Annotated in this window: 12 protein-coding genes; 3 read left to right on the top strand and 9 right to left on the bottom strand. The window is 66.0% G+C overall.

Annotation, left to right across the window (positions count from 1 at the left end):
* Window positions 1-86 precede the first annotated feature (86 nt).
* The 8 genes from LJF27_RS25480 to LJF27_RS25445 form a co-directional block, all read right to left on the bottom strand.
* Complete coding sequence (locus LJF27_RS25480; protein WP_003102987.1) at window positions 87-884, bottom strand: hypothetical protein; 798 nt, start codon at window positions 882-884, stop codon at window positions 87-89.
* Between the two features lie 523 nt (window positions 885-1,407).
* The gene (locus tag LJF27_RS25475; protein ID WP_003089651.1) at window positions 1,408-1,920 is read right to left on the bottom strand and encodes a BRO-N domain-containing protein; all 513 of its coding nucleotides are present in this window, start codon (window positions 1,918-1,920) and stop codon (window positions 1,408-1,410) included.
* A 582-nt stretch (window positions 1,921-2,502) separates the two neighbouring features.
* Window positions 2,503-2,817 carry a hypothetical protein gene (locus LJF27_RS25470; RefSeq protein WP_003113065.1) on the bottom strand — a complete coding sequence of 105 codons (315 nt, stop codon included), beginning with the start codon at window positions 2,815-2,817 and terminating at the stop codon, window positions 2,503-2,505.
* Window positions 2,818-3,634: 817 nt separating this feature from the next.
* Window positions 3,635-4,555 (bottom strand): SphA family protein, encoded by a 921-nt coding sequence (locus tag LJF27_RS25465; RefSeq protein WP_003111281.1) that lies wholly within the window; start codon window positions 4,553-4,555, stop codon window positions 3,635-3,637.
* A 33-nt stretch (window positions 4,556-4,588) separates the two neighbouring features.
* Window positions 4,589-6,010 carry an OprD family porin gene (locus LJF27_RS25460; RefSeq protein WP_023116892.1) on the bottom strand — a complete coding sequence of 474 codons (1,422 nt, stop codon included), beginning with the start codon at window positions 6,008-6,010 and terminating at the stop codon, window positions 4,589-4,591.
* A gap of 73 nt (window positions 6,011-6,083) precedes the next feature.
* Window positions 6,084-6,710, bottom strand: a complete 627-nt coding sequence (gene ycaC / locus LJF27_RS25455; RefSeq protein WP_003162910.1) for an isochorismate family cysteine hydrolase YcaC — start codon at window positions 6,708-6,710, stop codon at window positions 6,084-6,086.
* A gap of 54 nt (window positions 6,711-6,764) precedes the next feature.
* On the bottom strand, window positions 6,765-7,445 hold the full coding sequence (locus LJF27_RS25450) for a hydrolase (RefSeq protein ID WP_003111283.1): 681 nt from the start codon (window positions 7,443-7,445) through the stop codon (window positions 6,765-6,767).
* Window positions 7,446-7,542: 97 nt separating this feature from the next.
* The gene (locus LJF27_RS25445; RefSeq protein ID WP_003089646.1) at window positions 7,543-8,403 is read right to left on the bottom strand and encodes a pirin family protein; all 861 of its coding nucleotides are present in this window, start codon (window positions 8,401-8,403) and stop codon (window positions 7,543-7,545) included.
* Window positions 8,404-8,503: 100 nt separating this feature from the next.
* Here LJF27_RS25445 and LJF27_RS25440 point away from each other — a divergent pair, with 100 nt between their 5' ends.
* A complete protein-coding gene (locus LJF27_RS25440) occupies window positions 8,504-9,442 on the top strand; it encodes a LysR substrate-binding domain-containing protein (RefSeq protein ID WP_003105956.1) in 939 nt (312 codons plus the stop codon).
* Window positions 9,443-9,445: 3 nt separating this feature from the next.
* On the opposite strand, the gene treA is transcribed toward LJF27_RS25440, so the two are convergent.
* A complete protein-coding gene (gene treA / locus LJF27_RS25435; RefSeq protein ID WP_003451063.1) occupies window positions 9,446-11,083 on the bottom strand; it encodes an alpha,alpha-trehalase TreA in 1,638 nt (545 codons plus the stop codon).
* A 358-nt stretch (window positions 11,084-11,441) separates the two neighbouring features.
* Here treA and LJF27_RS25430 point away from each other — a divergent pair, with 358 nt between their 5' ends.
* Complete coding sequence (locus tag LJF27_RS25430) at window positions 11,442-11,867, top strand: hypothetical protein (protein ID WP_003105952.1); 426 nt, start codon at window positions 11,442-11,444, stop codon at window positions 11,865-11,867.
* Window positions 11,860-13,179, top strand: a complete 1,320-nt coding sequence (locus LJF27_RS25425; RefSeq protein WP_003451062.1) for a PQQ-dependent sugar dehydrogenase — start codon at window positions 11,860-11,862, stop codon at window positions 13,177-13,179. Before LJF27_RS25430 ends, LJF27_RS25425 begins: the two co-directional genes overlap by 8 nt.
* The last annotated feature ends 63 nt before the right edge of the window (window positions 13,180-13,242 follow it).

Here is a 13,242-nt window from a genome sequence, read left to right as displayed (position 1 = left end):
GGAAGGGAATGTTCCATACTCCCTTCCGGCCATTCTTCATATATGTGCGTATATATAAACGCCGATATACGGGTCGGCTTGATTCATTACAACGCGATATTCCCGACTTTCGCCGAAGCTGCGTTGTAACGCTGGTGCTGTTTACGCTTGACCGAAGAACTGCGCTTGAAACGCCGGGTCGCCGTAAAGATGTTCTTCAAGGTGATCGGGAATACCGTGATCAATCCGTTGCCCTTGTGATATTCCGGGTTCCGATCGAGGAAGAAACGCACATTCGGATTGCTGTGCGTAGCCCAGCGTGCCCGTTCGTGATCGGCCTCGGTGGTGGTCCAGCCGGTGTCGACCACCAGCGGATCGTTGCTGCTGCGCTTGAAGCTGAACTGGGCGATCAGGTGTTCGAGGAACTTCACGTGGTGGCTTTCCAGGTCGCAGTGGCAGGGCCAGACGTCATCCACGTACTTGGTCACCAGGGCGTAGCTGGAGGGATGGATCAGGGTGTCGAGGAACAGCAGGCGCTTGCCGGGGTTGAGCAACTTGTAGCGCAGCACCTGGCGGGTAAGGAAGGGAATGCTCTGGTTGCTCCCGCGGTACTCCGGGAGGATCCCCGACTCGGCGCGGATCACGCAGGCCTTGCTGTACTGGAAGACTTCCGAGTCGTGGAAATGCACGGCGCAGTAGCCGACGATCTCGTGCTGGCGGTTGCGGTAGATGGCGATGCGGGTGAGGCGGGCGGTGGAGTGGATGACCTCGCGAGCGAAGGATTCATACTGGACGCCATGAAAGATCCTGGCGTGAATCGCGTAGAGTTCGCTTGCGAGGTTTCCCCTCTGTGTTTCGTCGAGTTTTCCCGGGTTGACGACTTCCCGGTAGATCCTGGCAGTCATAATCTTCTCCGAAGGAATCATCCAATATTAATTTTCGAATTTTTTTCATGCCGATGACTTCTTGTTGTTGTGCGTGGAGGTGAGGCTAGGGAAAGTCTATTTCCATATTGTTAACTGGCGCCCCCATACGCCTTAAGCTGCCAGATCTGACAGGGTATTAACTTATATTCGGAACTCGTTTCGGCCCGCGGTGGTCGCTGGCCCGCCGGCCTTTATTCTTTCGCTGCTTTTCCGGGGATAGGCACATGATGCAGAACATCCACGGTCGCGACGACTTCTTCGCCGCCTGCCGGTCAACCTGCACGCCGTACCGCTGTCCGGCTGGCGGCTGGACAGGGAGGGATGGCGCACCTGCCGGACCGCTACTCGAACGAAGGGCCGCGTACCACCGACTGGCTGGCCAGCGGCGTGGTCAAGCGTCACCGCACGCTGGGCAGCCTGCTCAACCTGTTGATCGGGTTCGGGCTTTCGTCTCGAACGGGTGGAGGAGTGGAGCCCCGGCGACGAGCAAGTGGCCGCTCGCCTAGAGCGGCCGCAACTTGCGCAACCAGCGTCGCCAACCCAGTTGCACCATGGGCTCGCCCTGGCGTTCGAGGAGGTCGGGCATCTCGCTGAAATTCACCCAGAGCTTGCCCTGCCAGTCGAGCATGTGCACCACTTGGCGCTCCCAGCGCAACTTGACGTAGCGCGGCATGCCGCTGTCGTCGGTGGCGCTGCGCAACTCCGGCACCACCTCGCCACTGAGCCAGCGGCGCAATTCGCCGCCATCGCCGCGCTGCTGGTAGATCAGCGCGGCATACGCGCCGGACTCGCTGATCAGCCACTGCGCCTGGTCTTCGCCACGTTCGGAACGCAACGACTCGCGGCGCGCCTGGTCGTCGTCCAGGCGGGCGAGCATCTGTTCGGGCTGGCTGTGTTCGATGAGCCGGGCGAAGTCGTCGAGGACGAACCAGGCCTGGTCGTCGATCAGCAGCGCGCGCAGCAATCGCTGCTGTCGGAAGAAGTAGTGCGGGGCAAGCTGGGTATGGCCGTGCATAGGAGAAATCCTTCTCTGAGCTGTCCGCTGCCTGGCTTCTGCCGGCGCGGCAGGGAGACAGGCCGCTCGTGGGTGTTGGGCCAGCAGGCTGTGGCCTGCCGGGAACCGAAGTCGCCGGCGAAAAAAGCCTACTGACAGCGCCTGTAGGACGGCAATGGCTAAGCCTTGTACGAAGTCTCCGATGGCACAAGCCCGCTGAACAGCTAGGCCTATGAGGGGTAGGCTCTTGTCCACTGTCTATATGGCGGTGAACTGCTCGCAGCCGAACCCGTTCCCTGAGCATTTCCTGGTTATCTGCGTGGCACTGGGCTGGCCCGGAAAACCTATAGCCATTTGGCGGAAAACAGGAGCGGCGGGTTTTTCCCTGCCAGAAAACCTCTTTTTTCGAGGTCTCGTAACTTGCTGATTTATAAGGGCGTAAGAAATCGTCCGAAAAAAGGGTCGGAAGCTTCGGGCAATTGGCGGCCGTTTCGCGAGGACCGGGACGGCGATCAAGCGTGCCGTTCGGGCGCGAAAGGTCCTGTGATGGGCGATGCCACAAAGCCCCCGGCCAGGCCGGGGGCGTCGCGCCGGGGAGCGGCGCTACAGGCTCGGGTGGCCCGCCTCGATTTCGGACAAGGCATCGCTGAGCAGCGACAGCAACGCACCGTTGATGTAGGCCAGGGTGCCGCCGGGCTCTTCTTTCTCATCGAGCAAACGGGTCATGGCCAGGATGTTGATCGCCGACCTCAAGCGCACTTTCGCGTTGTCGAACAAGTGCGTGGGGAGTGCATGGGTGTCCACGTACAAGGTGGCGCTACGCGGACACATGTCGGCCTGGGAGGTGGGTAGCAGCGGGACGAAGCGGGGGGACGATTCTGTTACCTCGGGGTTGGACGTATCATTCGGCTTAGCCATGGGTCAGCTCCTATAAGCTGGTTTGTGGTTAGCGGGTCGTAGGTGTTCCCGCACCTGCGGCCCGCGTCTTTTTTGCCCTCAGAAAATAGAGGGCAGTGCCGTTCGGTCCTGTCCCTGCGGGATGGATTTGCCGGCCCCTCCATCATCCTCCTACTGGGTTTTTATCCAATTCCCGGGCTTCTGAGAGAGCCTGCGGAAATGTCCGGGGGAGCTGTCCGGCGTTTCCAGGGCCTGTAGGGCGAATACCGCCACAGGCGTTATCCGCCGATGTCGCGGCTAAGCGGCGGATAACCGCGAGCGGTTATTCGCCCTACGGAGTTGGGACGCTGTCCGGCGTTTCCGGGGTGCGTAGGGCGAATAACGCCATGGGCGTCATCCGCCGATATCGCGGATAAGCGGCGGATAACCGCGAGCGGTTATCCGCCCTACGGAGTTGGGACGCTGTCCGGCGTTTCCGGGGTGCGTAGGGCGAATAACGCCATGGGCGTTATCCGCCGATGTCGCGGATAAGCGGCGGATAACCGCGAGCGGTTATTCGCCCTACGGAGTTGGGACGCTGTCCGGCGTTTCCGGGGTGCGTAGGGCAAATAACGCCATGGGCGTTATCCGCCGATGTCGCGGATAAGCGGCGGATAACCGCGAGCGGTTATTCGCCCTACGGACCTGGACGCTTTCCGGTGTTTTCGGGGTGTGTAGGGCGAATAACGCCATGGGCGTTATCCGCCGATGTCGCGGATAAGCGGCGGATAACCGCGAGCGGTTATTCGCCCTACGGAGCTGGGGAGGTGTCGGCGTTTCCAGGGCGTTATCCGCCGATTCAGAACGCCAGCAGGTAGCGCAGGGTCAGTTGGTTGCCTTCGCTGCGGTTGCGCGCGCCGCTTTCGGCGTAGAGGTTGGCGAACAGCGTTTGCCTGCCCTGGCTGTACATCACCCCCGGGCCTATGCCGAAGACCTGCTCGCGCGAGTCGGCCTGCCGGTGGCCGTCGATGCGGTCGGCGCTGATCTGTTTCAACTGGTAGCCGGCCAGGCCGATCCGCCAGTGCGGGTCCAGCGCGTAGGAGATCGAGAAGTTCGCGTGCAGCGCTTGGCCCGGCTGTACGTCGTTTGCGCCCAGGCGCGGCGAGGGGTCGTCGTTGCGGCTGATCCAGGCGTAGTGCAGGCGGCCGCTGAGTTCCAGGCGCTCGCCCAGTTCCCAGGTGAAGGCGTAGTGCGGGTTGAAGATCCAGGTGTTGCTGCCGGTGTTGATCGCGGCGTCCTTGTCGTAGTCGCCGGTGGGCAGGGAGAAGACGAAGTTCAGGCGCTGCCAGTAGGGGCGGCCGAACAGCGTAGCGGGCCCCCATTGCAGCATCAGCGGGCTGACGATCAGGTCGCCCTGGCGGGTGCGCCGGCCGTCCGGGCCGCCGTCGATATCGAGGTCCAGGCGTACCAGCGGCAGCAGCACTTCGGCTCCGTAGTGGGCGCCGAGCAGGGTGTTCTGGCTGAGGTAGGCGAAGTGCGGCAACAGTGTGGTGCCACGAACCCGTTGCCGACCGGGAACCGAATGCCCGCCGGCGTCGCTGGCGTTGTTCGCCCGAACGTATTGCAGGGGCAGTTCGAAGAGCATGCCGGGACGGCTGACGCCGTCCATGAAGCTGGCGTTGCCGAGCGCCAGCGGCGGCAGCGCGACGGCGTCGGCGCGGGCCTCCAGGCAGAGTGCGGCGGAGAGGGCGCCGAAGGTGGGTAGCAGGGCTGCACGCATGAGGGAGTTTCTCTTTTTTCTGGTTCCGTGGGTTCAGAGCAACCTGATCGGGTAGTCGACCACCACCCGGTATTCGTCGGAGCTGGAGTTGCCGCGGGTGTTGCCGGGGGCGGTGTAGCCTTCGCCGGGGCGGTGGGTGGCCCAGCGCAGGGTCACGCTGAGGCCCTTGGCCGGGCCGGCGGGGAAGGCGTAGCGCAGCGACAGGTCGCGTTCCCAGTGCTGGGCGTTCTTGCCATTGGGATTGTAGAGGTAGCCGTAGCCCGCGCTGTCCGGGTCGACCCGGGTCAGGTCGGCCTGGCCACGGCCGTAGGCGGCGCCGAACTGCCAGTCCGGGGCGGCGAGGAAGGCCAGGCTGGCCTGGTACTGGATCTTCCACGAGCGCTCGCCGGGGCCGTTGAAGTCGGCGTACTGCATGGCGTTGCTTTCGTAGAGGAAGGTCCGGTCGTTCTGCGCGATGAAGTCGAATGGTGTGTCGCCATCGACCTTTTGCAGGCTGAGGCTCAGCGACTGGCCGCCGCCGGCCAGGGTCAGGCCGGCGTTGTAGAGGTCGTTGTCGATCCGGCCGAGCTGGCTGCGGCCCTGGTCGCGGGTCTTGTAGTAATGCAGCCAGGGCGTCAGGGTCAATTGGCTGGAAAGCCGCCACGGCTGGCTGAGGCCGAGGTAGTGCTGGTTCCAGATATCCGCCAGGCGCCCGCTGTAGAGCGTCGCCTGGCTGCCGCCGGGGGCGCTGTAGCTGGCGCCCAGCCAGGCGATGTGCGGGCTTTCGCGATCGGCGGCGATACCGCCCTTGGTGCCGTTGCCGTAGCCGCTGGTGAGATGACTGTGGCCGCTCTGGTTGCGCAGGCGGGTGGCTTCGACGAAGCCGGCGTCCAGTTCGAGCGCGCGGAAATGGTAGTTCTTCAGGGTCACGCCACGGTAGCTCTGCGGCACCATGCGACTGACGCCGCTGGCGATCACCGGGTTCTCCAGCAACTGGTCGCCGATCTTCAGCAGGCTGTCCAGGCCGCGCAGCTTGAGGGCCGCGCCGGCGGCGGAGAAGCTGTCGGCGGGGCGACCGGCGGAGTCCAGCGGCAACACGCCGGCGCCGCCGCTGCCGCCACCGCCGTCCAGGCGCAGGCCGTAGAAGGCGTGCGCATCCAGGCCGACCCCTATCGGCGTGTCGGTATAGCCGGAGCGGAACGACAGCATCAGGCCCTGGGCCCATTCGCGCTGGTCGCGGCGGGACGGGGTGTCGTGGTTGTCGCGGGCGAAATAGTAGTTGCGGAGGAAACCGTTCAGCGTCGAGCCTTCGACGAAGCCCGGCGGCACCTTCATTTCGGCTTTCTGCCGCTGGTTCAGGCCGGTGCTGATGTTGTCGCGATGGCCCAGGGAGTCGTCGGCCAGGCAGGCCTCGCCGCCGACCAGCAGGCCGAGCGACAGGACGGTGGGCCACGGCCGGGGAATGGCGCGTCGCATGCGGACCTCCGCTGTCGGGGGATCGGAAGCGGCCATCCGGCGCGGGCGCCTGGATGGCCGGGGCAGGGCGGGATTACTTGGCTGCGGTGAGCAGGCTGAAGCTGGTCATCAGGTTGCGATAGTCGGGAATGTGGTTGGAGAACAGCGCCCCCAGCCCTTCGATATCGTTGCGCCAGTCGCGGTGCAGTTCGCAGGCTACGCCAAACCAGTTCATCAATTGCGCGCCACCGGCGACCATGCGTGTCCAGGCGGCGTCGCGGGTGACTTCGTTGAAGGTACCGGAGGCATCGGTAACGACGAACACCTCGAAACCTTCCTCCAGCGCCGAGAGCGCGGGGAAGGCGACGCAGACCTCGGTGACCACGCCAGCGATGATCAGTTGCTTCTTGCCGGTGGCCTTGACCGCCTTGACGAAGTCTTCGTTGTCCCAGGCGTTGATGTTACCCGGACGAGCGATGTAGGGCGCCTGCGGGAACAATTCCTTCAACTCCGGTACCAGCGGCCCGTTCGGCCCGTTCTCGAAACTGGTGGTGAGGATGGTCGGCAGCTTGAAGTACTTGGCCAGGTCTGCCAGGGCCAGCACGTTGTTCTTGAACTTGTCCGGGTCCTGGTCGCGGACCAGCGAGAGCAGGCCGGTCTGGTGGTCGACCAGGAGGACGGCGGCATCGTTCTTGTCGAGACGCTTGTATTGGAAGGACATGGTTTTCTCCTTGCTATCGGGGGAAGGGTGCGCGGGTTGCTCCACGCGCGATGATCACTTGCGCTGCGAATCCAGTTGCTCGTGGTTGTTGACCACGGCCTGGGCCTTGGCGTAGCTCTCGATCAGCAGTTGGTAGTGCGGGAATACCGCGCTGTAGGCTTCGGCGAACTGCACGGCGTCGTCGCGGTTCCAGGTGCGCTGGATTTCCGAGCAGACCGCGGCGGTGTCCATCGGCACCACGCCGGCCTGGACCACCCGTGCCAGGGTGATTTCCTGGGCCATCTTGGAGTAGGTGCCGGAGGCGTCGATCACCGCGAACACCTGATAGCCGTCGTGTACCGCGGCGATGCTGGGGAAGGCCATGCACACGCTGGTGATGGTGCCGGCGATGATCAGTTGCTTCTTGCCGGTGGCCTTCACCGCGGCGACGAATTCCGGGTTGTCCCAGGCATTGATCTCACCCTTGCGTGCGACGTACTGGGCGTGCGGCGCGGCCTCGTGGATCTCCGGGATCAGCGGGCCGTTGGGGCCCTGCGGTACCGAGGCGGTGGTGATCACCGGGATCTTCGCCAGGGTGGCGACCTTGGCCAGGGTGGTGGCGTTGGCGCGCAGTTCGGTCATCGGCATGTCCTTGACCGTCTGGAACAGGCCGCTCTGGTGGTCGATCAGCAACATGGCGGCGTTGGCCGGATCGATCTTCGGGGTCTGGCCGTTGAAGTTGGCGGGAGCGCTCATTTCCATTTCCTCTTGCAGGGTGGTCGTCCGTGAATTTCGGGCAAAGCCCGGCCGGGTCCGCGCTTCCTGCGCGGGCCATGTCGTAGGGGGGCGGACTTCAGTGGGCGCGGATGAAGCGCCCGTTCTCGAAGTCCTCGATGGCCTGGTCGATTTCCTCGCGGCTGCTCATCACGAAGGGGCCATAGCCGATGATCGGCTCGTCCAGCGGCTCGCCGCTGAGGACCAGCAACTGCACGTCGTTGTTGGCTTCCAGTTCCAGCCGCGGGTCGTCGCGGTCGAGCAGGGCGACCTGGGCTTCGCGAACGATCTCGTCGCCGACCGCGAGGGTGCCGCGCAGGACCACCACGGCGCAGGTATGTCCCTTGGGCAGGTCGAGGGCGAGGTGCTTGCCGGCCTTCAGCTGCACGTCCCAGACCGCCAGCGGCGAGTGGGTCAGCGCCGGCCCCTGGTGGCGGCCGTAGCGTCCGGCGATCACCCGCAGTTCGCCGGCCCTGTCGGGCAGGCCGACGCGGGGAATGTCGGCATCCAGCAGGGTCTGGTAGCGCGGCGGGTTCATCTTGTCGCTGGAGGGCAGGTTGACCCATAGCTGGACCATTTCCAGCGTTCCACCTGTGCTACGGAAGCGTTCCGAGTGGTACTCCTCGTGGAGGATCCCGGAGGCCGCCGTCATCCACTGCACATCCCCCGGCCCGATGCGTCCGCCGGCGCCGGTGGAGTCGTGGTGCTCGACCTCGCCCTGGTAGACGATGGTCACCGTCTCGAAGCCGCGATGAGGATGCTGGCCTACGCCGCGGCGCTGCTGTGCGGGGGGGAAATCAGCAGGCCCGGCGTAGTCCAGCAAGAGGAACGGGCTGATATGCTGGCCCAGTGTGTTGTAGGAAAAGAGCGAACGAACGGGGAATCCGTCGCCCACCCAGTGGCGGTTGGCGTTGCCGTAGATTCCCAGGACCTTTTTCACGTCGGTGCTCCTCGATTGAGTCGATGGAGCGATACGCTAGTTCCCGGGAGTGGGAACCGGTAGTCCGCAAATCAAGTCTCAGAGTCTCGCAGGTGGAACGATGAGTGGTGAGCTGGTGTTCGATCTGAACGCGCTTTTCATCTATGCCAAGGTGGTCGAGCACGGTGGCTTCGCCCCCGCCGGGCGGGTGCTGGGGATTCCCAAGTCGACCATCAGCCGCAAGGTCGCGCAGCTCGAGGCGCGCCTGGGCGTACGCCTGGTGCAGCGCTCGACGCGGCAATTCCAGGTGACCGAGATCGGCCAGGCCTACTACCGTCATTGCGTGGCGATGACGGTGGAAGCGGAGGCTGCCGAGGACGTCATCGAACAGAACCGCTCGGAGCCGTGCGGAATGGTCCGCCTGACCTGCTCGACGCCGCTGCTGCACTTCGAACTGGCGCCGATGCTGGCGCGCTTCATGGCGCAGTATCCGAACGTCGAGCTGTACGTGAAGACCTTCAATCGCCGGGTCGACGTGATCGCCGAAGGCTACGACATCTCGCTGTCGCTGCGTTTCCCGCCGCTGGAGGACAGCGACCTGGTGATGAAGGTGCTGGCACGCAGTCCGCAGGTGCTGGTGGCCAGCCCGGAGCTGCTGGCCCGCTACCGCCCGCCGGAGCTGCCGGCCGACCTGTCGGCGATGCCCTACGTCGGCTGGGAGCGTTCGCGCCTGGACGGCAGCCTGCGGCTGGTCGGCGCGGATGGCAGCAGCGCGGCCCTCAACCTGCGCCCGCAACTGCTCAGCGACGACCTCGGCACCTTGCGCCAGGCGGTGCTGGAGGGCGTCGGGATCGGCGGCCTGCCGCTCTGCGTGGTCAGTCGCGACCTGGCCGAGCGCCGGCTGGTGCGGGTGCTGCCGGAGTGGACGCCGGTGGAAGGCATGGTGGTGGCAATGTTCCCCTCGCGGCGCGGGCTGTTGCCTTCGGTCCGCGCGCTGATCGACTTTCTCGCCGCAGGCTTCGCCGACGCCGCGCAGCGCCAGTACCCGGCGCCGGGCTGAGGCTCAGCGACCGGCGCCCGGGCCGTAGAGTCGGAGCAGTTGCAGGGTCACGCCGTTGGACCAGCCGAAGCCGTCCTGCAGCGGGTACTCGCCACCGCCGCCGCCGCCCTGGTTGCCGCTGATGTCGTATTTCTCCACCAGTTTTCCTTCGCGGTCGTAGACCTGCTGCACCTGGGCGAGGAATCGCCGGCCGATGTCTTCCGCCAGGGCGTCCCGGCCGTAGGCGCGCAGGCCCTGTACGGCGACCCACTGCAAGGGTGCCCAGCCGTTCGGCTCGTCCCATTGCTGGCCGCTGGCACGGGTGGTGGTGGCCAGTCCGCCCGGGCGCAGCAGTTGGGCGGCGACGCTGTCGGCGGTACGACCGGCGCGTTCGGTGGAGGCCAGCCCGGTGAATAGCGGGAAGAGGCTGGCGGCGTTGATCCGCTCGATGGGCCGCCGGCGTTGCCAGTCGTAGTCGGCGTAGTAGCCCGCCGGGTGCCAGAGGTGGTCTTCGATGGCCTGTCGTCGCTTCTCCGCGCGGGCTCCGTAGCCTTGCTCGCAGGCCTTCAGCGCGCTGCTGGCGCAGGCCTTGGCGATGGTTCGTTCGAGATGGTAGAGCAGGGCGTTGAGGTCCACCGGGACGATGGCGGTGGTGCGGATGCTGGCCAGTTCGCGGCCGTCGTCCAGCCAGCGGGAGGAGAAGTCCCAGCCGCTTTCCGCGCCGGCCCGCAGGTCGCGATAGACCTCGCCCGCGGGGCGCTGCGGGGCGCGCGCGGCGGTCGCCCGGTCCTCCAGGAAGGACTCCTGGCGCGGTGTGTCACGGTTGTCCCAGTAGCGGTTCAGCAGGCTTCCGTCGGCCAGTTTCACCACGTGCAGGCGCGCCTCGTTGGGGCGCAGCCCGGCGGAGCCTTCCATCCAGTAGGCGTATTCCTTCTGTAGCTGCGGCAGGTAGCGCCGGTAGGCGGCGTCGCCTTCGCGTCTTGCCTGGAGGTCCACCATGTAGGCGAAGAACGGCGGCTGCGAACGGCTCAGGTAGTAGCTGCGGTTACCGTTGGGAATGTGCCCGTAGGTATCGATCAGGTAGGCGAAGTTGTCGAGCATGTCGCGCACCCGCTGGTGCTGCCCGCTCTCCGCAAGGCCGAGCATGGTGAAGTAGGAGTCCCAGTAGTACACCTCGCGGAAGCGTCCGCCGGGGACCACGTAGGGTTTCGGCAGCGGCAGCAGGCTGCTGTGGGCCGGCACCTGCTCGTAGTGGCGGGTCAACGCCGGCCACAGGTCGCTGATGTGGCTGGCGAGATCGGCGCCCGCTTCCGGCGGGGCGGTCTCGACGCTGCCGGACTCCTCGAAGTTGCGGCCGACGAAGGCGCGCAGGTCGAAGCCGGGCCGCTCCCTCTCGCGCAGGTAGTCGGCGCGGATCCGTGCAGGCTCGCGCAGCGGGAGCGCATCGACGAAGTGCTTCTGGTCGCTGAACAGCCGGCTTTCCTGCACCGCCTGGAACAGCTCGGGATAGGCTTCGTCGGGGGCGATCGCGCGTTCGCCGCTGGCGTCCTGCCAACCCCAGGACGCGGGCGGGGTAGGCGCCGGGCCCTGGCTGCAGGCCGCCAGCAGGAGCAGGACCCAGGCCGCGAGCATGGCGCGGGGCAGAGCGGTTCGATCAGGCATCGGCTGTCTCCTCTTCGGCAAACGCCGGGCGCGGATCGGTCGCCGGCGGGGTGCGCCTGGGGCGGCGCGGCAACCCGGCGGAAGGGCCGGGAAGGGCGCTACCCCTGTTTCGGTGAGTCGCGGCGCACGAAGTTCCATCGGAAGGATCGCCAGCGTACCTATCGCTTCCGACAGGTCCTTGCAGATGAACTCCAGCGCTTCGCGCAGGTCCGTCGCAGAAGGGGCGCGAGCCCCCCAGTCGCCGTTTCGCCGTGCCGTTCCCCGCTGCCCGCGCCTTGCGCAGGGCCTCGGCGGTTCGAATCTCCTGCCCGTCCCTTCACGTCGGGAAGCCTGCGTTTCCCGAGAGGAGTGTTTCGCAATGGCCACCGCACTACGCTTCAGACCGCTGGACGCCTTCTACAACGTCCTCAACCCGGTTCCCTTCGGTTTCTTCGTCGCCGCCCTGGTCTTCGACGCCACCTATTTCGCCACGGCGGAGGTGATGTGGGGCAAGAGCGCGGCCTGGCTGATCAGTCTCGGCCTGCTGTTCGCCATCCTGCCCTGCCTCGTCGACCTGTGCCGCGTATGGCTGCTGCGGCGCGCGGCAGTCGTCGCGGCGGCCAGGGTTTCCTCCTTGCTGAAGTTCGCCGGCATCGTCCTGGCCATCTTCAATGCCTTCGTGCACAGCCGCGACGCCTATGCGGTGATGCCGGCCGGGCTATGGCTGTCGATCGCGACGGTGCTGCTGCTGGCGCTGGGAGAGGCGCTCCTGGCGGTATCCGCGGAGGAGGTGGCGCATGGCTAGCCTCCACTCGCTGCGCCCCGTCGCGCTTGCCCTCGGCCTGGTCCTGGCCGGCTGCAACCAGGGGTCGCAGAACGATCCGCAGCAGCAGACCGGCGCCAATCCGGCGCTTCCGGAACCGAAGCACTTCCTTCTGCCGCCGATGAAGGTACCGGAAGGCGTGGGCTGGTCGGGAGAGGCCAAGCCGACGGTGGCCCAGGGCCTGAAGATCGAGAAGATCGCCGATGGCCTGCAACACCCTCGCCAGTTGCTGGTCTTGCCCAACGGCGATGTGCTGGTGGTGGAGGCCAACTCGCCCGGCACCGCGCCGGTGACCACGCCGAAGCAACTCATCGCGGGGATGGTCAAGGGGAAGTCCGGCAAGGCCGGCAAGGGCGGCAACCGCATCACCCTGCTGCGCCGAGCCGGCGCCGGAGGCCAGTGGCAGAAGTACGTGTTCCTGGAAGGGCTGGACTCGCCGTTCGGCGTGCAGCGGGTGGGGGATTACCTGTATGTCGCCAATACCGGGAACATCATGCGCTACCGCTACGTGCCGGGTGAAACCCGGGTCGCCGACCCGGGGATGGAGTTCACCGACCTGCCGGACACCATCAACCACCACTGGACCAAGGCGCTGCTCGCCAGTCCCGACGGGCGCAAGCTCTACGTGGGCGTCGGTTCGAACAGCAACATCACCGAGAACGGCGCGGCGATCGAATACCGTCGTGCGGCGATTCTCGAGGTGGACGTCGCCAGCCGCGGCAGCCGCATCTACGCCTCCGGCCTGCGCAACCCGACCGGCCTGCAGTGGGAACCGGTCTCCGGCAAGCTGTGGACCATCGTCAACGAGCGCGACGAGATCGGCAACGACCTGGTCCCGGACTACCTGACCTCGGTACGGGAGGGCGGCTTCTACGGCTGGCCCTACAGCTACTTCGGCCAGCACCTGGATTCGCGGGTGAAGCCGCAGCGTCCCGACCTGGTGGCGAAGGCCATCGTCCCCGACTACGCGCTGGGTTCCCACGTGGCCGCGCTGGGCCTGTTCTTCTACACCGGCGACGAGTTGCCCGAGCGCTATCGCAACGGCGCCTTCGTCAGCGAGCACGGCAGTTGGAACCGCTCGCCGGTCAGCGGCTTCCAGGTGGTCCATGTGCCGTTCGCCGACGGCAAGCCCGCCGGTGCGCCGCAGCCGGTGGTGACCGGGTTCGTCTCCGCGGACGAGAAGCAGTTGTTCGGCGCGCCGGTGGGGTTGGCGCAGGCGGCCGACGGGGCGTTGCTGATCGCCGACGACGTCGGCAACGCGATCTGGCGGGTGAGCGCCGCGGGCGCCGACTAGCGGCCTGCTCGACGGTGTCCGGGCCGGAGCTGGCGGTCCGGGCTCGGTGCTGCGGTCCGGCGC

The organism is Pseudomonas sp. 203-8 (assembly GCF_020708595.1).
Classification (GTDB): Bacteria; Pseudomonadota; Gammaproteobacteria; order Pseudomonadales; family Pseudomonadaceae; genus Pseudomonas; species Pseudomonas aeruginosa.
The sequence above is the reverse complement of the archived record's forward strand: the minus strand, read 5'-3'. Positions and strand labels throughout refer to the sequence as shown.